The organism is Streptomyces sp. CB01580, from assembly GCF_001905795.1.
GTDB lineage: Bacteria > Actinomycetota > Actinomycetes > Streptomycetales > Streptomycetaceae > Streptomyces.
On record NZ_LIXJ01000016.1, the window covers coordinates 1,550 to 21,325 of the forward strand.

Here is a 19,776-nt window from a genome sequence, read left to right on the forward strand (position 1 = left end):
GCGTCGTCGCAGTCGATCTTCGAGAGCAACAGCCAGGACTGTCCGGTGAAGATCACTGCCGGATAGGTGCGGATGTCGCCGGCGGCGTCGGTGACGGTGATCCGGTTGCCGGCGGTACGGTGCAGCCGGGTGACGGCGGGGCGCGGTTCGCCGCCGTGCAGCGAGGACAGCGAGGTGCCCAGCGGCCAGTGGACGATCTTGCGCGGTTCGCGTTCCCAGAGCCGCAGCGGGAGTTGCTGGCTGCCGCCGACGATGGAGCGGTGGTGGTCGTCCGCCTCGGTGTAGACGACGCGCAGGATCTCCAGGATGGAGTTGGGGAAGTCGGTGTCCCATCCTCCGGTGCCGAAACCGACCTGGCCGAAGATCTCCCGGTGCTTGAACGACCTGAAGGCGTCGGAGTCGCAGAGGAAGCCGTAGAAGGTCTGGTTGTCGAGCCGGTGGACGAGCCTCGACCAGAGCTCCCGGACGCGCGGCACGTCGCGTTCGCGCATCGCGCGGTTCATGTCCGAGAAGTCGGCCTCCTCCTCCAGGCACCGGTTCCAGGCGTCCATCACGTCCCGGTACACCTGCGGCAGGTCGTCGATGGTCCGCGCGTAGTGCGACTCGCCCTTGAGGTCGACGACGGTCGACGGGGTGGCCGGGGCGAGCGGGTTGGGGAACGGCCTGGTCTCCAGGCCGACCAGGTCGATGTAATGCTGGAGCGCGGTGGAGGAGGGCGGGAAGCGCATCGCGCCCATCTCCGCGGTGAGTTCCCCTCCTCCGCCCGCGGCGGAGCAGCCGTCGAAGCCGACGGTGCGCAGTCGGCCGCCGATCCGGTCGGCCTCGTACACGACGGGCCGCAGGCCCATCTTCATCAGCTCGTACGCGGCGACGATGCCGGACAGCCCGCCGCCGATGACGGCGACCTCGGTGCCGTGCTCGGTCGCCGGGATCTGCCCGAGCCCCGCGGGATGCGCCAGATAGTCGTCGTACGCGTACGGGAAGTCCGGCCCGAACATGGTGATGGGCTCGGCCGCCTCGGTGTGCTGGGCGGCGTTGGGCACCGTGGACGTCATGGGGTACGGACTCCTTGCGCGGGAACGAGAGCGGTGGAACGAGACGGTGGAACGGAAGGGGTGGCGGGCCCGGGCTCAGGCGAGGGAGCCGTACAGGCCGGGGCGGCGGTCGCGCAGATACGGGTTGGCCTCGCGCGACGCGCCCAGGAGCGCGGGGTCGACGTCGCCAATGATCAGTTCCTCGCCGCGTCCGGCGCGGGCGCGGACGGTGCCGTCGGGGCCGGCCAGACAGCTCAGCCCGACGAACTCGAACGCGCCCTCCGGGCCCGTGCGGTCGGCATAGGCCACGTACATCTGGCTCTCGAAGGCCCGTACCGGGACGAGCGATTCGGCGACGAACTGGTACGGGTGCATGAGCGCGGTGGGCACCAGCAGCAGCTCGGTGCCGGCGAGGGCGTGTGCGCGGACGTTCTCCGGGAACTCGACGTCGTAGCAGATCAGGATCCCGACGCGGACGCCGTCCAGTTCGGCCTGCACGACGGGGTGCTCGCCCGGGGTGAACCACTCCTGCTCGAAGTCGCCGAAGAGATGGGTCTTGCGGTAGTTCGCGAGCGCCGCCCCGTCCGGGCCGACGAGCCGTGCGGTGTTGAAGATCCGCTCGCCGTCGCGCTCCGGGCATCCGTACAGGACCGCGAGCCCGTGCCGGGCCGCGATCTTTGCGACGGCCCCGGCGGACGGCCCGTCGGCCGGTTCGGCCAGCCGGGCCACGTCGGCACCGATCGCGTACCCGGTCAGGAACAGTTCGGGGCAGACCATGAGCCGGGCCCCGGCGTCCGCCGCCCGCCGCGCCGCTTCGTCGAGCGCCGCGAGGTTCGTGTCCACGTGCCCGGGGCGTCCGGAGCTCTGGAGCAGGGCGGTGCGCAGCGACGGCATGTCTGACCTCGGGCGATGGGGGCGGGGCGGGACGTATCGACGGTACGGTCCGCCGCTCGGGGCGGACAAGGCGCGACCGTTGCGCATCCACCGTCGATCCATTGCGCGTCACGGGCCCGCTGCGGCGATTCATTGCGCCGGGCGTCGTCCCAGGTCAGAAGGGTGACGCAGGTCTCAGCCGGTCCGCCCGGGCGGGGTCGGCCCGGGTCCTCCCGGCGCACCGCGCCTACTGCGGCGGCCCCGACGTGTACCGGCGCAGCAATGGCGACAGCACCAGCACGGACTTGGTCCGCTCCACGTACGGCTCGCCCGCGATCCGTTCCAGCACCTGCTCGAAGTGACGCATGTCCGCGGCGAAGACCTGCACCAGCGCGTCGGCCTCGCCCGTCACCGTGGACGCCGACGCGACCTCCGGATAGCGCTCCAGCCCCTGCTTGATCGCCTCCGGGGAGGTGTTGCGGCTGCAGTAGATCTCGATGTAGCCCTCGGTCTGCCATCCCAGCGCCGCCGGGTCGACCCGCACCGTGAACCCGGTGATCGCCCCTTCGGCGCGCAGCCGGTCCACGCGGCGTTTCACCGCGGGGGCGGAGAGACCGACGAGCGCGCCGATGTCCGCGTAGGAGCGCCGGGCGTCTTCGGCGAGGGCGTGGACGATGCGTTCGTCGAGGTCGTTCAGGCGCACGTCGGGCGGTTCACTTCTCTGCGATGGCCGGTTCGGGGGCGGCGCGGGCCGCCCCCGAAGTAGAACACGCCACCGCCCCGCCGGGCGCACCCGGCGGGGCGGTGGGGAAGGGAACCGCGTCGCGGGCGCGACCCCGTCAGAAGGGGAAGCGCGAGCGGCCGTACTGCACCGAGATCCACTTCTGCGTGGTGAACGCCTCGACCATGGAGTCGCCGTTCAGCCGGCCGAGGCCGGAGCTCTTCTCACCGCCGAAGGGGACGATGGGCTCGTCGTGGACCGTGCCGTCGTTGATGTGGATCATTCCGGTGTGGATGCGCTGCCCGACGCGCACACCGCGCTCGATGTTGCCGGTGTGCACCGCGCCGCTGAGCCCGTACGGGGTGTCGTTGGCGATCCGCACCGCTTCGTCCTCGCCGTCGAACGGCACGACGAGCGCGACCGGTCCGAACAGTTCCTCGGACAGGACGGGGGCATCGGCGGGCAGGCCGGTCAGCACGGACGGGCTCACCAGGTTGCCCTCGGCCCGACCGTGCAGCAGGGCGGTGGCCCCGTCCTCCACCGCCTGGTCGACGAGCGAGGTGATCGCCTCGGCCTGGGTGGCGTTGATCAGCGGGCCGATCACGGTGTCCGGCGCCGCGGGGTCACCGACCGGCAGCGACGCGACCTTGGCGACGAACTTCTCGGTGAACTCCTTCTCCACCGCCCGGTCGACCAGGATGCGGTTCGCGGCCATGCAGACCTGGCCCTGGTGCACGTAGCGGCTGAAGACGGCCGCGTCCACGGCGTAGTCCAGGTCGGCGTCGTCGAGGACGATCAGTGCGCTGTTCCCGCCGAGCTCCAGCACGGCCCGCTTGAGGTTGGCCGCGCACACCGTGGCGACGTGCCGCCCCACCTTGTCCGAGCCGGTGAAGGAGATGACCTGCGGAACGGGGTGCTCCAGCAGCGCGTCGCCGATCTCGGCGATATCGGTGATCACGACGTTGAGAAGCCCGGCCGGCAGCCCCGCGTCCTCGAACACCTTCGCCACCAGCGTGCCGCCGCAGACCGGGGTGTTCTGGTGCGGCTTGAGCACCACGGCGTTGCCGAGCGCCAGGGCCGGGGCGACCGACTTCAGCGACAGCAGGAACGGGAAGTTGAAGGGGCTGATCACGCCGACGACGCCGACCGGCACCCGGTAGACGCGGTTCTCCTTGCCCTCGGTCGGCGAGGGCAGGATCTGCCCGGCGGGCCGCAGCGCGAGCTGGATCGACTCGCGCAGGAACTCCTTGGCCAGATGCAGCTCGAACGCCGCCTTCAGCCGGGTGCCGCCGAGTTCCGCGACGATCGCGTCGCTGATCTCCTGTTCGCGCTCCTCGACGATGCGCAGTGCCCGCTCCAGCACCTGCCGCCGGGCGTACGGGTTGGTCTCGCCCCAGGCGTGCTGGGCGGTCTCGGCCGAGCGGTACGCCTGGTCCACCTCGTCGGCCGTGGCGACCGTGATCGAGGCGAGCTTCTCCCCGTTGTACGGGTTGAAGTCGATGATGTCCCAGGATCCCTTGCCCGGCCTCCACTCTCCGTCGATGTACTGATGGGCCAGGTCAGTGAAGAAGGACATGAGATCCCTTACCGCAGAGAGAGCCGGGCAGCTGATTGCCGTTCATACTACTGAGGCTCCGGGGAAGTTGGGCCGTGGCTCAGGCCACCCAGGCACCGTAATCGGACAACCGTGCCCCGTTCCCGGGCGGGAATGCGGTTGCCCCTCACGGCGCGAACGGCCGTGAGGGGCAAAGGTGTTGTGACGGGCGCGGGATCGGCTGCGGCATCACCGCGCCGGGCGGCGGGATCAACTCCCGCCGGTGAACCGCATCATGGCGGCAGCGGGATCAACTCCAGCTGGCGTGCAGCGGCTTGCCCTCGGCGTACCCGGCGGCGCTCTGCACCCCGACGACCGCCTTCTCGGTGAACTCCTCCAGCGACGCCGCACCGGCGTAGGTGCAGGAGGAACGGACGCCCGCGATGATCGAGTCGATCAGGTCCTCCACACCGGGCCGGGCCGCGTCGAGGAACATCCGCGAGGTGGAGATGCCCTCCTCGAAGAGCCCCTTGCGGGCCCGGTCGTACGCCGACTCGTCCGAGGTGCGGTTCTTCACGGCGCGCGCGGACGCCATGCCGAAGGACTCCTTGTAGAAGCGCCCGTCGGCGGACTGCTGGAGGTCGCCGGGCGACTCGTACGTACCGGCGAACCACGACCCGATCATCACGTTCGAGGCACCCGCCGCGAGCGCCATCGCGACATCGCGCGGGTGCCGGACGCCACCGTCGGCCCACACGTGCTTGCCGTACTTCTTCGCCTCGGCGGCACATTCGAGGACCGCGGAGAACTGCGGCCGGCCCACACCCGTCATCATCCGGGTGGTGCACATGGCGCCCGGTCCCACACCGACCTTGACGATGTCCGCACCCGCCTCGACGAGGTCGCGCACCCCCGCGGCGGCGACGACGTTGCCCGCGACGAGCGGCACCCTCGGGTCGAGCGCCCGGACCGCGCGGACGGCGCCGATCATGGACTCCTGATGGCCGTGCGCGGTGTCCACCACGAGCGTGTCGACGCCCGCGTCGAGCAACTGCTTGGCCTTGCCCGCGACATCGCCGTTGATCCCGACCGCGGCGGCGATCCGCAGCCGGCCCGCGGCGTCGGTGGCCGGGGTGTACAGCGTGGCGCGCAGCGCGCCCTTGCGGGTGAGGATGCCGACGAGCCGGCCGTCCGCGTCGACCGCGGGAGCCAACTTGCGGTGGGCACCGTCGAGTTCGTGGAACGCGTCGCGCGGCGCGATGTCCGCGTCGAGCAGCATCAGGTCCCTGGACATGACCTCGGAGAGCTGGGTGAAGCGGTCGACACCGCCCAGGTCGTGGTCGGTGACGACACCGACGGGCCGGTGATCCTCGTCCACGACGACGCCGGCGCCGTGCGCGCGCTTCGGCAGCAGGAACAGCGCGTCGGCCACCGTCTGGCCGGGCGTCAGCACGATCGGCGTGTCCAGCACCAGATGGCGCTTCTTCACCCAGGAGACGACATCGGTGACCACGTCGATCGGGATGTCCTGCGGGATGACGACGAGCCCGCCGCGGCGGGCGACCGTTTCGGCCATCCGGCGGCCCGCGATGGCCGTCATGTTCGCCACGACCAGTGGGATGGTGGTGCCGGTGCCGTCGGGCGAGGAGAGATCGACTCCCTGGCGGGAACCGACCGCCGAACGCCCCGGGACCATGAAGACGTCGTCGTACGTGAGGTCGTACGGAACCGAGGGGGACTCCGTGTAGCGACCGGTGCCGGGCTCAAGAAAGCGCATGATGCTCATTTTTTCATACGAAACGGCGCAGGTCGCGTTCACGAAGGCACAGCAAAAAGCACCGGCGCTCGTACGTTCCTCCAATGAGGACGCGCGGGAACCCCGGGCGAACGGACCCCTCCTCGGTCGCGCCACGCACCCGGCCGTCCTCGCATCATGCCCCGCGGCATTCGGAATCATTCACGATCATCATCCCTGGACCTGGCCACAAGCGGTCGGGTAGCTTCAAAACCCGCAGGTCCCGTGGGTCACCACGACGCCCGGAGGAGGATGCGGAGGAGTCACAACCTCCGTCAGAGGTACGACCGGAGAGGATCAAGGACCCACCGTGGACAGTGAACTGCCGGACATCTACTGCCCGTTCCCCCAGCGCACCAACCCGCACGTCCCACACACCCGGGTCCATCTCGACACCTGGATCCGCAACACCGGTCTGGTACACCGGGATTCGGCCAGGGAGCGCTTCGATCAGGCGGACTTCGGGGCCTTCGTCGGCATGGTGTATCCGACCGCCGACGCCGAGAGGCTCGACCTCGTCGCCGACTGGTTCGTGTGGCTGTTCCTCGTCGACGACCAGCTCGACGACGGCCACCTGGGCCGCAGCCCCGAGCGGGTGCGCGACGTGGTGGCCGTGATGAGGTCCGTGATCGAGGGCAAGGGCACGGGGACCGCGCCGGACGAGGAGCTTCCCGCCGCCGTGGTCGCCCTGGTCGACCTGTGGGAACGCACGACCCCGGATGCCGCCGCGCACTGGCGCGCCCGGTTCGGCTGGCACCTGACCGAGTACCTCATGACAACCACCACCTGGGAGGCCGGGAACCGCGCGGACGGTGTGGTGCCGTCCGAGGAGACGTACATCGCCAAGCGGCGCCACACGGGCGCGATCCACGTGTGCATGGATCTCATAGAGATCGTCGCCGGGATCGAGGCCCCCGAGTCGATCCACAACGACTCCCGGTTCATCACCGCCCTGGAAGCCTCGTGCAACGTCGTGTGCTGGGCCAACGACGTGTACTCGTACGAGAAGGAACAGGTCCTCGGCGAGATCCACAACCTCGTCCATCTGGTCCGGCACCACCGCGGATACGGAAAGCGGGAGGCGCTGGAGCACGTCTGCGCCGAGACCGACAGGGAGACCCGGCGGTTCCTCGCCGCCGAGGCCGAGCTGCTGAGCTCCTACCCGCAGCTGTCCGGGATGCTCCTGCCGTACCTGGACGGGATGCGGAGCTGGATGCGCGGCAATCTGGACTGGTCGCGCCAGACCCCCCGCTACAACCCGGCGGACGTGGGCCAGTACGAGGAACCGGAGGAATACCTGGAGGCGACGGTCCTGGGCGTCGCCCGGGACTGACACCTCGCACTCCGCCCGCGGACCGTCAGGACGGTCCGCGGCACGGACGCCGTTCCCGCGCGGCACGGACGCCGTTCCCGCCGTCGTACGGACGCCGCCGTTCATGACGCGGCACGGATGCGGCGGCCGGCCGCGGGCGGCGCGGACGGCCGTCGACACCGCCCGCGGCCGCCCGGCCGCACCGTTCCTGCCCCGTCCCCCGCTCAGGCCCCGTCCGGGTCGGCCCGTTCCAGGGCCGGGCGCCTCGGCGCCGCCGACTCGGTCAGCAGGTACTCGGCCGCCGCCGTGTCCGTCACCAGGCTGGTGACCAGACCGGACCGCAGCACCGCCCCGATCGCGGCGGCCTTGCGCCGGCCGCCCGCGATCGCGACCACTTCCGGGATCCGGCGCAGGCGGTCGGCCTCGACCGTGATGCACCGCTCCCCCAGGTCCCGGCCGACCCGGCGCCCCTCCGTGTCGAAGAGGTGCGCGGACATCTCCGCCGCGACACCGAGCGAGGCGTAGTGGGCGCGCTCCTCGTCCGTGAGCATGTCGTGGACCGTGGAGATGCCCGGCTCCCAGGAGCCGATGGACACCGCGGCGACCGTCACCTTGTCGAAGTAGTCGAAGGCGCGGGCGATGCCCGTCTGATGGCGCAGCGCGGCGGCCGTGGCCGAATCGGGGAGCAGCATCGGCGCATAGATGGGGTGGGCCTCGCCGCCCGCCACCTGGGCGGCGCGGCGGACCGCCTCGACCGAGCCGCGTTCGGCCGTCCCCGCGTCGTACACACCGGTGAGCTGCACGACGGTGCACGGGGGCAGCCGGTCGAGGGCGGCGGCCATGTGGATCGTGGACCGGCCCCAGGCGAGACCGAGCACATCGCCCTCGGTCACCAGTTCGCCGAGCAGATCGGCCGCGACCTCCCCCAGGTTCTCCGGGTCGGGTGCGTCGTCGGGCTCCTCCGCGGGCGATTCGACGACCACCGCGTGACGCAGCCCGTAACGGGCCCGGAGCGCGTCGGAACGCTCGGCGTCCAGCTCGGCGGGGACACGGATCTCGATGCGCACGAGGTCGCGTTCGAGCGCCGTCTCCAGGACCCGGGCCACCTTGAAGCGGCTGACACCGAACTCCTCGGCGATCTGGATCTTCGACTTTCCTTCGAGGTAGAAGCGGCGGGCCATGGCCGCCGCCTGCACCAGCTCCGCGGGCCCCATCCGCAGGGCGGACCGTCCCGCCGACATTGCAGACACCGCGATCTCCTCACTGCTGTTCACACTCTCGATACGCCGTTCATCCTGTCAGATCCGGCGATCCCTGATCGGTCCCGTCGGACCGCGTTCATCCGCCCTTGGTCGGGCCGACTTCCGTTCGGGGCCGGAGCGCGTTCCGGCCGTGGTTCGGTGTCAGTGGCGGCAGGCCCAGGCGGCCGAGGCGGTGGCCTCGTCGGCCTGGGCGCGCAGGGCGCGCACCGCCTCGGCGGGGTCCTCGGCCCCGTAGACCGCCGAGCCGGCGACGAAGACGTCCGCCCCGGCCTCGGCGCACTGCTCGATGGTGGACCCGGAGACGCCACCGTCGACCTGGAGCCAGAGTTCGAGCCCGTGCTTGGAGATCAGCTCACGGGTGCGGCGGATCTTCGGCAGCATGATGTCCAGGAACGCCTGGCCGCCGAAGCCCGGCTCCACCGTCATGATCAGCAGCATGTCGAGCTCGGGGAGCAGGTCCTCGTACGGCTCGATGGGCGTCGCGGGCTTGAGCGCCATGGAGGCGCGGGCGCCCTTGGCCCGGATCTCCCGCGCCAGCCGCACGGGGGCGGCGGCGGCCTCCGCGTGGAAGGTGACGGATCCGGCTCCCGCCTCGACGTACTGCGGCGCCCAGCGGTCCGCGTCCTCGATCATCAGATGGCAGTCCAGCGGGGTGCCCGTGGCCCGGCTGAGCGCTTCCACGATCGGCACACCGAGGGTCAGGTTGGGGACGAAGTGGTTGTCCATCACGTCGACGTGGAGCCAGTCGGCGCCTTCGACCGCCTTCGCCTCCTCGGCGAGGCGGGCGAAATCGGCGGACAGGATGCTGGGGTTGATCTGGGCCATGTGCCAAGCCTGCCATGCTCCGCACCGGTTCCCCGCCCCTGCGCGGGCCAAAGCCTCACGGGATCGTTACAGTTCGCGGGATCCGGGCCGCACCATCCGCCCGATCCGGACGTTTCGGCCGTCGCACGCGGACCCCGGGCGGCCCGTGAACGACGGCCGGTCGGCCGGGACGTCGCGCGGCGCTCCCTACGCCCGCTGCGTCGTCAGCCGGTGCGCCGCAGCAGCGCCAGGTACATCGCGTCCGTGCCGTGCAGATGCGGCCACAGCTGGACGTCGGGTCCGTCCCCGAGCGCGGGCACTCCCGGCATCAGCGGGCGGGCGTCGATCCATTCCGCCTCGGCCGGCCTGCCGCCGCGCCCCCTGAGCACGTCCTCGACGACGACCCGGGTCTCCGCGAGATGCGGCGAGCAGGTCGCGTAGCCGACGACGCCGCCGACCCGTACCGCCGCCAACGCCTCGCGCAGCAGACCGCGTTGCAGCGGCGCGAAACCCTCCAGGTCCTCCGGCCGACGCCGCCAGCGCGCCTCCGGACGGCGCCGCAGCGCGCCCAGTCCGGAGCACGGCACGTCCATCAGGATCCGGTCGAAGGTGCCCGGACGCCACGGCGGGCGGGTGCCGTCGGCGGTGACCACCTGGTACGGGCCGGGGTTGCCGGCCAGCGCGCGCTCGACCAGGCGGGCCCGGTGCGGCTGCTTCTCGGCGGCGAGCAGGGCGGCCCCGCGTCCGGCGGCCAGCGCAGCGAGCAGGGCGGCCTTGCCCCCCGGCCCCGCGCAGCCGTCGAGCCACCGGGAGTCACGGCCCTCCAGGGGGGCGTGGGCGAGGGCCGCGGCCACCAGCTGGCTGCCTTCGTCCTGGACCCCGGCGCGCCCTTCCCGCACCGCCTCCAGGACGCCGGGCTCGCCGCCCTCGGCCATCCGCACGGCGTAGGGCGACCAGCGGCCGGGCAGGCCGTTCTCCTCGCCGAGGGCGGTGAGGAGTTCCTCGGTCGTGGACCGGCCGGGGCGGGCGACGAGCGTGACCTCGGGCCGTTCGTTGTCCGCCTCCAGGAGGTTCTCGATCCCGGCCCGGCCGCCGCCCAGCGCGTCCCAGAGGGCGGAGACGACCCAGCGGGGATGCGAGTGCACGACCGCGAGGTGGTCCTCGGGGTCCTCGTCGTACGGCGGGGCGACACGCTCCAGCCAGCCGTCGAGGTCGTCCGCGGCGACCTTCCGCAGCACGGCGTTGACGAACTTGGCCCGCCCCTCGCCGAGCACCACCCGGGCCAGTTCCACACTGGCGGAGACCGCGGCGTGGGTGGGGATGCGGGTGCCGAGCAACTGGTGCACGCCCATGTCGAGCACGTCGAGGACCGGCGGGTCGACCTCGCGCAGCGGCCGGTCGATGCAGGCCGCGACGATCGCGTCGTACGTCCCCTGGCGGCGCAGCGTCCCGTAGACCAGCTCGGTCGCCAGCGCCGCGTCCCGGTTGTCGAAGTCACCCGCGGCGCGGGCCTTCTTCAGCAGCGGGGGCAGGACGAGGTTGGCGTACGCGTCGCGTTCGTCGACGGCCCTGAGCGCCTCGAAGGCGAGGAACCGGACGGGGTCCTTCTTCGGACGGCGATGCGGCTTGGCGGGACGGCGACGCTGCTGGTCGTTCACGTGAAAGGTGCTCCGCTGGTGGTGAGGGGACGAACCCCCCAAGCCTACGTCGCCGCGCCCGGCCCCCGGGGCCCTCGGGGGCGTCACCCGACGGGCTCTCAGGCCCCCAGCAGCTCGCCGTGGACGATCCGCACCCCGCGGGCCCAGTCCGCGGCCCTCATCGGCTTCTTGCCCTGCGGCTGGACCCAGAGCAGTTCGACGGCGTGCGACCCGGTGCCGACGTACACGTTGTTCTTCGCCGCCGACAGCTCGCCGGGCGCCAGGTCCGCGCGGTCCGTCACCGGGGTCACCTGGACCAGTTTCAGGCGTTCGCCGCGGAACACCGTCCACGCGCCGGGAGCGGGGGTGCAGCCGCGCACCACCCGGTCGACCCGCAGGGCGGGCTCGGACCACCGCACCCGGGCGTCCTCGGCGGTGATCTTCGGGGCGAGGGTCACGCCGTCGGCGGGCTGGGGCACCGCGTGCAGCGTGCCGTCCTCGATGCCGTCCATGGTCGCCACGAGCAGCCCCGACCCGGCGAACGCCAGGCGGGTGAGCAGGTCGCCGCTGGTGTCGGTGGGACGCACCTCCTCGGTGAGGACGCCGTACACCGGACCGGAGTCCAGCCCCTCCTCGATCAGGAAGGTCGACGCCCCGGTCACCTCGTCCCCGGCCATGACCGCGTGCTGGACGGGGGCCGCGCCGCGCCAGGCGGGCAGCAGCGAGAAGTGGAGGTTGACCCAGCCGTGGGCGGGCACGTCGAGCGCGGTCCTGGGCAGCAGCGCCCCGTAGGCGACGACCGGGCAGCAGTCCGGAGCGATCTCCCGCAGCCGCGCCAGGAAGTCCTCGTCGCGCGGCCTGGCGGGCTTGAGCACCTCGATCCCGGCCTCCTCGGCACGCTCCGCGACGGGGCTGGCGACCAGTCGGCGGCCCCGCCCGGCCGGTGCGTCGGGCCGGGTGACGACGGCCGCCACCTCGTGCCGGTCGGAGGCGATCAGGGCGTCCAGGGCGGGTACGGCAACCTCGGGGGTGCCTGCGAAGACGAGCTTCATGGGTGGCTGACTGCCTCTCGGGCCGGAACGTACGGTGAACTGCGACGCGGGGGGCCGACCGGCGCGGTGGGACGACGCCGCTCCGGTCCGCCGGTCGGCCCCCAAGTCTATGGGCCGGGTGCTCGGGGGGCGTACGCGTCACCGCGCGCCCCTCGGGGATGCGCTCGCGCCCCCGCACGTGACCAGATCACCGACTGTCGCGTTGGTCAAGAGAGATTGACCGAAGCGGGCCGCCACGGTGCGGCCCGATCCCTTTCAACGCCGGTTCGAGAGGCTTCTTCATGGCCGACCACGCAACCCACGACGCCCAAGCGCGGGCCAGCCTGCATCTGTTGGTGCGGGACATCGAGCGGGTCCGGCGGCAGGTGGACGCGCTGCGCACGCTCACCGCCCAACTGGGCAACGTCTACCGACCGCGCCGCTCCGGCCCGTCCACGGGCTTCGTCGTCTACGGCAGGGCCCCGGCCCCCACCGTCAGGCTGGCCCAGGAACTGCGCGACAGCGTAGAGACCCTGGTCACCGCGGCGGTGGACTTCGACCGTTCGCTGGGTTTCTCCTGGGACGCGGTGGGCTCCGCGCTCGGGGTCACCAAGCAGGCGGTCCACCGCCGCTACGGCGCACGCCGCAACGCCCGGCAGCCCGGAGCGGCCGAGCCGGCCGGGGAGGGCGCCGTGCCGCGCCCGATGCCCATGGCGCCCGGCTCCGGCGGCACCCCGCCCCTGCCGGCGGTGCCCGCCGCGCGCTCCATGCCCCCGCAGCACCCGGCGGACCGTCCGGCACTGCGCGAGGACCTGCGCCCCGGGGTCTTCCCCGGCCCGCGCAACGGCTGACCACCCCGTCCACTGCCCCGCCGCGCCCGACGCACGGCGGGGCAGCCGTGTGCCCGGCGCTCCGGGCCCGTCGTCCGTGGCGGTCGTCGGCGCGTCGGACGGGCCGACGGGCCGGGCACACGTGTGCCCGCGCACCCGACCGCCACGCCCCCGGGTGCGCGGGCGGCGACGGACGCGCCCGGCCCGCTCCGGACCCGGGCCGTCAGCCGATGTCCGGCGGGTCCACCCGGATCCGGACCTGGCCGCCGCCGCCCCGCGCGAGCCGCGCCGCCTGCGCCGCCTTCAGCGCGGACGCCAGGGCCGTGCCGCTCCCCGGCGGAACCCTCACCAGCGCCCGCTCCCAGGGCTCTCCCGGCGGCGCGTCCCCGGGCCTGCGCGGCCTGCCCGGTTCGGTGCGCGGGAACGGGACCGGGCCGAGCACCTCGGCCTCGGGCGGCAGCTCGGCGGCGGCGAAGAAAGCGGCGAGCGCGTCCGGCGAACCGGTCACCGACGCCATCCGCGACACCGGCGGAAAGCCCAGCTCCGCCCGTTCCGCCAGCTCGCGGCGGGCGTGCCCGACCGGGTCCCACCGCACCAGCGCCTGCACGGGCCGCAGGGTCGGCTCGGCGACGACCACCACCGTGCCGCCCTGCGCCCGGCCCCGTACCAGCGAGGCGGCGGCCGTCCAGCGCCGCAGCGCCTCCTCGCCGGCCCGCAGATCGGGACGCCCGACCAGCGCCCACCCGTCCAGCAGCAGCGCCGCCGCGTAGCCGCCCTCGGCCACGGGTTCGGCGCCGGGGGTGCTGACGACCAGCGCGGGCGCGTCCGGCACCGATTCCAGGACGTGGTCACGGCCCGAGGTGCGGACCGGTACGGCGGGGAACGCCCTGCCGAGCTCCTCGGCGGTCCGGCGCGCGCCGACGACCTGGGCCCGCAGCCGGACGGAGCCGCAGGCGGCGCAGTGCCAGTCGGTCTCGGCGCGTCCGCACCAGGCGCATTCGAGATCCCGCTGGTCCGGTGCCTGGAGCGGTCCCGCGCAGTGACGGCACCGGGCCTGTTCGCGGCAGCGCTCGCAGGCCAGCCGGGGCACGTATCCCCGGCGCGGCACCTGGACCAGCACGGGGCCCTCGCGCAGCCCGTCACGGACGGTCCGCCAGGCCAGGCTGGGAAGCCGGGCCGCCCGGGCGGCCCCGTCCCTCGCCAGTTCCCCGTCGCCCACGGTGCGCACCAGGGGCGCCGCGGTCCGCAGCTGCTCCCGGTCCGCGGCCAGCGGCAGCGCCCAGCCGCTCTCCACCAGCTGCGCGGCCTCCACCGTGCAGCTCGTGGCGCCGAGCAGGAACGCGCACCGCGCGTGCGCCGCCCTGAGTTCGAGCACTTCCCGCACGTGCGGGAAGGGGGCGTTGTCGTCGCTGTGGCTGGAGTCCCCGTCGTCCCAGACGGCCACCAGGCCCAGGTTCGCGACCGGCGCGAACATCGCGGCGCGCGTCCCCACCACCGCCCGCACCGAGCCGCGCCGCACGGCCAGCCACTCCCGGTAGCGCTTCTCCGGCCCGGAGTCGGCGGTCAGCAGGGCGTGGCGCCCCTCGCCGAGCAGTTCGGTGAGGGCCGCGTCCACCCGGCCCGCGGCCCGGCCGTCCGGTACGACGACGAGGGCGCCCCGGCCGGAGGCGAGCGTCGCGGCCACGGCCCCGGCGATCTCGCGCGGCCAGTGCGGTCCGGGCAGCGCCGTCCACACGGCCCGGGGCGCGCCGCCCTCGGCCAGGGCCCGCAGGAACGCGGGCCCCTGCGGGTACCGCTCCCAGCTGCCCGGCCGCGGCGGGGGCGGCGGGGGCAGGGGCGCGGGCGAGGGCTTGGACTCGGCCCTGCCGTTGCGGGGCGGCACGGCCAGTTGCAGCACGTCGGCGAGACTGCCCGCGTACCGGTCGGCGACGGCGCGCGCGAGCGCGAGCAGTTCCGGGCTCAGCACCGGCTCGGGCGACACGACGTAGGCGAGCGCGGCGAGCGCCCCCGGGTAGTCGGATTCGGCGAGCCGCTCGACGAGGAAGCCGTCGATCAGTCCCCCGCCCTCGCGCCGTCCGCCGCGCACGTGGCGGGAACCGGCGCCGAACCGCACGCGCACCCGCACCCCGGGCCGGGCGTCGGCGTCGAGCTCCTCGGGCACGGCATAGTCGAAGTACTGGTCGAGATGGAGCGCGCCCTTGTTGACCAGGACCCGGGCGACGGGCAGCTCCTCGGCGAGCGCGGCACCGCGCCAGGTCCGCGGCTTGGCCCGCGGCACCTTCGCCCCGCGCACCGTCTCCCGGATCAGCGCGAGCTGCTCCCCGGCCCCGGGCCCGGGGTCGCCGGATCGCTTGTCGTCGCTGCTCACAGCCACATTCCTACCAGACCCCGCGGACAGCGCCTCCCGAGTCGGAGCCCGCCCCGGGGCAGAGCGCCGGGAGCACGCGCCGGGGCCCGGACACCCTGTGCGGTGTCCGGGCCCCGGCGTACGGCTGAGGGCTGTTCCCCGGGTCGTTACAGACCGGCCGCCTTGCGCAGCGCCTCCACGCGGTCCGTGCGCTCCCAGGTGAAGTCGGGGAGCTCGCGGCCGAAGTGGCCGTAGGCCGCGGTCTGGGCGTAGATCGGACGCAGCAGGTTGAGGTCGCGGATGATCGCGGCCGGGCGGAGGTCGAAGACCTCGCCGATGGCGTGCTCGATCTTCTCGGTCTCGACGGTGGCGGTGCCGAAGGTCTCGACGAAGAGGCCGACCGGCTCGGCCTTGCCGATCGCGTACGCGACCTGCACCTCGCAGCGGGCGGCGAGACCCGCGGCGACGACGTTCTTGGCGACCCAGCGCATGGCGTAGGCGGCCGAGCGGTCGACCTTGGACGGGTCCTTGCCGGAGAAGGCTCCGCCGCCGTGGCGGGCCATGCCGCCGTACGTGTCGATGATGATCTTGCGGCCGGTCAGACCGGCGTCGCCCATCGGGCCGCCGATCTCGAAGCGGCCGGTCGGGTTGACCAGCAGCCGGTAGCCGTCGGTGTCCAGCTTGATGCCGTCCTCGACGAGCTGCGCCAGCACGTGCTCGACGACGAACTCGCGGATGTCGGGCGCGAGCAGCGAGTCGAGGTCGATGTCGCTGGCGTGCTGCGAGGAGACGACGACCGTGTCGAGGCGGACCGCCTTGTCGCCGTCGTACTCGATGGTGACCTGGGTCTTGCCGTCGGGGCGCAGGTAGGGGATGGTCCCGTTCTTGCGGACCTCGGAGAGCCTGCGCGAGAGCCGGTGCGCGAGGTGGATCGGGAGCGGCATGAGCTCGGGCGTCTCGTCGCACGCGTAGCCGAACATCAGGCCCTGGTCGCCGGCGCCCTGCTTGTCGAGGTCGTCGCCCTCGCCGCCCGCGGCGGAACCCTCGACCCGCGCCTCGTAGGCCGTGTCGACGCCCTGCGCGATGTCGGGCGACTGGGCGCCGATGGAGACCGAGACACCGCAGGAGGCGCCGTCGAAGCCCTTCTTGGAGGAGTCGTAGCCGATCTCCAGGACCTTGTTGCGCACGAGGGTCGGGATGTCGGCGTAGGCCTTGGTCGTGACCTCACCCGCAACGTGCACCAGACCGGTGGTGATCAGGGTCTCGACGGCGACGCGCGAGGTGGGGTCCTCGCGGAGCAGTGCGTCGAGGATCGTGTCGCTGATCTGGTCAGCGATCTTGTCGGGGTGACCCTCGGTGACGGACTCCGAGGTGAAGAGACGGCGGGACACATCGCTCCCTGGGGTTGCAGCGGCTGCTGGCTGATCATTTGGCGGACCGTCCGGGAGCTGCGCCCGGCACGATCCGCGGACAGTTTATCGGTCGCTTTCGTCCGGCGGACAGCGCGTCTCGCTCCTTGGGAGTCCCGAGGCCGCCGGACGGGCCCGTCAGGGCATGGAATCAGCCTCGCCGACATGCCCTGCGTGCCCGGTTTTCCGGGGGTTTCGCGGAGTGCCGGACCATGGAACGAGATCTTCATCCCAACCGCGGCGACACGAGGTCCCAGACCGTGTCGGCGAGGGCCTCCTTGGGTCCGTGGGGCACCGGTGTCTCGGTGCCGTCGGCGCCGAGCACCACCGCCTCGTTGTCCTCGGACCCGAAGGTCCTGCGCTCGCCGACCTCGTTGACGACGAGGAGATCACAGCCCTTGCGGCGGAGCTTCTCGCGGCCGTTGGCGAGGACGTCGTCGGTCTCGGCGGCGAAACCGACGACGATCTGGTCCGGCCGGGCGCGTCCGGCGGAGACCTCGGCGAGGATGTCCGGATTACGAACGAGCGCGACGGGCTCCGGCTCCTGCCCGTCCCTCTTCTTGATCTTGCCCGGCGCGTAGGCGGCGGGGCGGAAGTCGGCGACCGCGGCGGCCATCACGACCACGTCGGCGTCCGCGGCGGCCCTCAGCACCGCCTCGCGCAGCTGGACGGCGGTGCCGACGCTCACGACGTCGGCGCCCGCCGGGTCGGGCAGGCCGGTGTTGGCCTCGATCAGGGTGACCCGGGCGCCGCGGGCGACCGCGGTGCGCGCCAGGGCGTAGCCCTGCTTGCCGGAGGAGCGGTTGCCGAGGTAGCGCACCGGGTCGAGCGGCTCGCGCGTGCCTCCCGCGCTGATCACGACGTGCCGGCCCGCCAGGTCCGGTTCGGCCGCGCCGCGGGTCAGCACCCGGCGGCAGACCTCGAAGATCTCCCCGGGGTCGGGCAGCCGGCCCTTGCCGGTGTCGACGCCGGTGAGCCGGCCGACGGCGGGCTCGATGACGACGGCGCCGCGGCGGCGCAGCGTGGCGACGTTCTCGCGGGTGGCGGGGTGCTCCCACATCTCGGTGTGCATGGCGGGTGCGAAGACGACCGGACAGCGCGCCGTGAGGAGCGTGTTGGTGAGCAGGTCGTCGGCGAGGCCGTGAGCGGCCCGGGCGAGCGTGTCCGCGGTCGCGGGGGCGACGACGACGAGGTCCGCGCCCTGCCCGATCCGGACGTGCGGGACCTCGTGGACGTCGTTCCAGACCTCCGTGGCGACCGGGTGGCCCGAGAGCGCCGACCAGGTGGCCGCGCCCACGAAGTGCAGCGCCGACTCGGTCGGGACGACCCGTACGTCGTGACCGGACTCGGTCAACCGGCGCAGGAGCTCGCACGCCTTGTACGCGGCGATGCCCCCGCTGACCCCAAGAACGACCTTCGGCTTGTCCACTGCGTCTCCCCGCACTCGTATTCGGACTCCCCCATGCTGCCGCACCGCGCCGGGTGCGGCGCCGTCGCCCCCGGACGCACCACAGGCCCGGCGGTCGTGGCCGCCGGGCCTGTGGTGGAGGTGCGATTCCTGCCTACTGCGCGGGGCCCTCGACGGCCTCGGAGGTGAGCAGGCCCGCGTTGATCTCGCGGAGCGCGATCGAGAGCGGCTTCTCGTGCACGTGGGTGTCGACGAGCGGACCGACGTACTCCAGGAGGCCCTCGCCGAGCTGCGAGTAGTACGCATTGATCTGGCGCGCGCGCTTGGCGGCGTAGATCACGAGGCTGTACTTCGAGTCGGTGGCCTCGAGGAGCTCATCAATCGGCGGGTTGATGATGCCCTCGGGCGTGGTGATGGAAGAGGACACTCTCTGCCTTCCGAAGGGGGTGAGGATCAAAGAAACCTTTGACGGCGCGAGGCTCCGCGCTGGTGACGGTACCGACGTGTCCGTCTGTCGCACATGCCGCGTACACCGCACGTGCCCGGGTTGTTCAGTCGGTGCCGTCCGTGCCGTCGCTGCGGCCGGAAGCCTCCAGCATCAAGGCTAGCAGCTCGCGTGCCACGTCCTGGACGGAGGTGTTGACCAGCGTCGTATCGAACTCGGACTCGGCGGCCAGCTCGACCTTGGCGGCGGCGAGCCGACGCTCGATCACCTCGGCCGACTCGGTCCCGCGGCCGGTGAGCCGGCGGACCAGCTCCTCCCAGCTCGGCGGGGCCAGGAAGACGAGCCGGGCATCCGGCATGGACTGCCGTACCAGCCGGGCACCCTGGAGGTCGATCTCCAGCAGCACCGGCTCACCGGCATCCAGGCGTTCGAGCACGGCCCGGCGCGGCGTGCCGTAGCGGTTGCCGGCGAACTCGGCCCACTCCAGCAGCTCGCCGTTGGCGATCAGCTTGTCGAACTCGTCGTTGTCCACGAAGAAGTAGTGGACGCCGTCCTGCTCGCCGGGGCGCGGCTTGCGGGTCGTCGCCGACACCGAGAGCCACGCCTCGGGGTGGGCCTTGCGCATATGGGCGACGACCGTGCTCTTGCCGACCCCGGAGGGGCCGGAGAGCACGGTCAGCCGCGGACGTACGTCCGGGGGTACGGGGGACGTCCCCCGGGATGTTGCAGCCATGGAGCGATTATCCAGGTTCTCGGAGGTGCCCGAGAACGTCAGGCGGCGCTGCCGCCGAACTCGCGCTCCAGGGATGCGATCTGGTTGGAGCCGAGACCCCGGACCCGGCGGCTCTCGGAGATGCCGAGCCGCTCCATGATCTGCTTGGCGCGGACCTTGCCCACGCCGGGCAGGGACTCCAGGAGGGCGGAGACCTTCATCTTCCCGATGACGTCGTTCTCCTGGCCCTGCTTGATGACCTCGTGGAGGGAGGCGCCGGAGTGCTTGAGTCGATTCTTGACCTCGGCCCGCTCCCGGCGAGCCGCGGCGGCCTTTTCGAGCGCGGCTGCGCGCTGTTCGGGGGTAAGGGGCGGAAGAGCCACGCCTACGTCACCTCGGATGTCGATCTGTCGGATACGGACCGGTGAGGAAGCTGTGCGCCCCACACCAGGCGAGCGACGCGCCACTCGTGCACGTCGGCTCTCGACGGAGACTAGCGGCCCGGGCGGCCCGAGTCAGCGAGAACCAACGAAAAGTCCTGGTCAGCCTCCGCCGACCAGGACATTCCAGACATAACATCCGAGTTTTTCGTTCAGAATTCACTCAACGCAGTGACAACCTG

17 protein-coding genes are annotated in these 19,776 nt (G+C 72.6%); 2 read left to right on the plus strand and 15 right to left on the minus strand.

Annotation, left to right across the window (positions count from 1 at the left end; translation table 11 throughout):
- The 5 genes from AMK22_RS41110 to AMK22_RS22065 all read right to left on the minus strand — a co-directional run.
- Positions 1–1,055: flavin monoamine oxidase family protein (locus AMK22_RS41110; RefSeq protein ID WP_242434092.1), on the minus strand; the 1,055-nt coding region annotated here is incomplete at its 3' end.
- 75 nt (positions 1,056–1,130) lie between these two features.
- Positions 1,131–1,928 (minus strand): carbon-nitrogen hydrolase family protein, encoded by a 798-nt coding sequence (locus AMK22_RS22050; protein ID WP_073787561.1) that lies wholly within the window; start codon positions 1,926–1,928, stop codon positions 1,131–1,133.
- A gap of 226 nt (positions 1,929–2,154) precedes the next feature.
- Entirely contained in the window at positions 2,155–2,610 is a 456-nt protein-coding gene (locus AMK22_RS22055; protein ID WP_073787563.1) for an Lrp/AsnC family transcriptional regulator, read from the minus strand.
- Positions 2,611–2,746: 136 nt separating this feature from the next.
- Complete coding sequence (locus tag AMK22_RS22060) at positions 2,747–4,204, minus strand: aldehyde dehydrogenase family protein (RefSeq protein ID WP_073787565.1); 1,458 nt, start codon at positions 4,202–4,204, stop codon at positions 2,747–2,749.
- A gap of 268 nt (positions 4,205–4,472) precedes the next feature.
- Complete coding sequence (locus AMK22_RS22065) at positions 4,473–5,939, minus strand: GuaB1 family IMP dehydrogenase-related protein (RefSeq protein ID WP_073787567.1); 1,467 nt, start codon at positions 5,937–5,939, stop codon at positions 4,473–4,475.
- Between the two features lie 328 nt (positions 5,940–6,267).
- On the opposite strand from AMK22_RS22065, the gene AMK22_RS22070 reads away from it, so the two are divergent.
- Entirely contained in the window at positions 6,268–7,290 is a 1,023-nt protein-coding gene (locus tag AMK22_RS22070; protein WP_073787569.1) for a terpene synthase family protein, read from the plus strand.
- Positions 7,291–7,493: 203 nt separating this feature from the next.
- Here AMK22_RS22070 and AMK22_RS22075 read toward each other — a convergent pair whose 3' ends face one another.
- From AMK22_RS22075 to fmt, 4 genes are all read right to left on the minus strand, one after another.
- Positions 7,494–8,510: a sugar-binding transcriptional regulator gene (locus tag AMK22_RS22075; RefSeq protein WP_073787572.1), complete on the minus strand. Its 1,017-nt coding sequence runs from the start codon at positions 8,508–8,510 to the stop codon at positions 7,494–7,496.
- A 162-nt stretch (positions 8,511–8,672) separates the two neighbouring features.
- Positions 8,673–9,356, minus strand: a complete 684-nt coding sequence (gene rpe, locus AMK22_RS22080) for a ribulose-phosphate 3-epimerase (RefSeq protein ID WP_073787574.1) — start codon at positions 9,354–9,356, stop codon at positions 8,673–8,675.
- A gap of 203 nt (positions 9,357–9,559) precedes the next feature.
- Positions 9,560–10,993: an RsmB/NOP family class I SAM-dependent RNA methyltransferase gene (locus tag AMK22_RS22085; RefSeq protein ID WP_073787576.1), complete on the minus strand. Its 1,434-nt coding sequence runs from the start codon at positions 10,991–10,993 to the stop codon at positions 9,560–9,562.
- Positions 10,994–11,091: 98 nt separating this feature from the next.
- Complete coding sequence (fmt, locus tag AMK22_RS22090; protein WP_073787578.1) at positions 11,092–12,024, minus strand: methionyl-tRNA formyltransferase; 933 nt, start codon at positions 12,022–12,024, stop codon at positions 11,092–11,094.
- A 281-nt stretch (positions 12,025–12,305) separates the two neighbouring features.
- Between fmt and AMK22_RS22095 the strand changes: the two genes are divergently transcribed.
- Positions 12,306–12,854 (plus strand): hypothetical protein, encoded by a 549-nt coding sequence (locus AMK22_RS22095; protein WP_073787580.1) that lies wholly within the window; start codon positions 12,306–12,308, stop codon positions 12,852–12,854.
- 202 nt (positions 12,855–13,056) lie between these two features.
- Here AMK22_RS22095 and AMK22_RS22100 read toward each other — a convergent pair whose 3' ends face one another.
- The 6 genes from AMK22_RS22100 to AMK22_RS22125 all read right to left on the minus strand — a co-directional run bounded on the left by AMK22_RS22100 (position 13,057) and on the right by AMK22_RS22125 (position 19,537).
- A complete protein-coding gene (locus tag AMK22_RS22100; RefSeq protein WP_073787582.1) occupies positions 13,057–15,201 on the minus strand; it encodes a primosomal protein N' in 2,145 nt (714 codons plus the stop codon).
- Positions 15,202–15,347: 146 nt separating this feature from the next.
- Positions 15,348–16,571, minus strand: a complete 1,224-nt coding sequence (gene metK / locus AMK22_RS22105; RefSeq protein ID WP_073787584.1) for a methionine adenosyltransferase — start codon at positions 16,569–16,571, stop codon at positions 15,348–15,350.
- 244 nt (positions 16,572–16,815) lie between these two features.
- The gene (gene coaBC / locus AMK22_RS22110) at positions 16,816–18,018 is read right to left on the minus strand and encodes a bifunctional phosphopantothenoylcysteine decarboxylase/phosphopantothenate--cysteine ligase CoaBC (protein ID WP_073787586.1); all 1,203 of its coding nucleotides are present in this window, start codon (positions 18,016–18,018) and stop codon (positions 16,816–16,818) included.
- A 133-nt stretch (positions 18,019–18,151) separates the two neighbouring features.
- On the minus strand, positions 18,152–18,424 hold the full coding sequence (rpoZ, locus tag AMK22_RS22115; protein WP_030610454.1) for a DNA-directed RNA polymerase subunit omega: 273 nt from the start codon (positions 18,422–18,424) through the stop codon (positions 18,152–18,154).
- Positions 18,425–18,548: 124 nt separating this feature from the next.
- Entirely contained in the window at positions 18,549–19,175 is a 627-nt protein-coding gene (gene gmk, locus AMK22_RS22120) for a guanylate kinase (protein WP_073787588.1), read from the minus strand.
- 38 nt (positions 19,176–19,213) lie between these two features.
- On the minus strand, positions 19,214–19,537 hold the full coding sequence (locus AMK22_RS22125; protein ID WP_014157387.1) for an integration host factor: 324 nt from the start codon (positions 19,535–19,537) through the stop codon (positions 19,214–19,216).
- Positions 19,538–19,776: the final 239 nt, after the last annotated feature.

Coding starts and splice junctions, on each gene's coding strand:
- AMK22_RS22050 (WP_073787561.1), bottom strand. CDS start 1,928: ATGCCGTCGCTGCGCACCGCCCTGCTCCAGAGCTCCGGACGCCCCGGG.
- AMK22_RS22060 (WP_073787565.1), bottom strand. CDS start 4,204: ATGTCCTTCTTCACTGACCTGGCCCATCAGTACATCGACGGAGAGTGG.
- AMK22_RS22065 (WP_073787567.1), bottom strand. CDS start 5,939: ATGCGCTTTCTTGAGCCCGGCACCGGTCGCTACACGGAGTCCCCCTCG.
- AMK22_RS22075 (WP_073787572.1), bottom strand. CDS start 8,510: ATGTCGGCGGGACGGTCCGCCCTGCGGATGGGGCCCGCGGAGCTGGTG.
- rpe (WP_073787574.1), bottom strand. CDS start 9,356: ATGGCCCAGATCAACCCCAGCATCCTGTCCGCCGATTTCGCCCGCCTC.
- fmt (WP_073787578.1), bottom strand. CDS start 12,024: ATGAAGCTCGTCTTCGCAGGCACCCCCGAGGTTGCCGTACCCGCCCTG.
- AMK22_RS22095 (WP_073787580.1), top strand. CDS start 12,306: ATGGCCGACCACGCAACCCACGACGCCCAAGCGCGGGCCAGCCTGCAT.
- gmk (WP_073787588.1), bottom strand. CDS start 19,175: ATGGCTGCAACATCCCGGGGGACGTCCCCCGTACCCCCGGACGTACGT.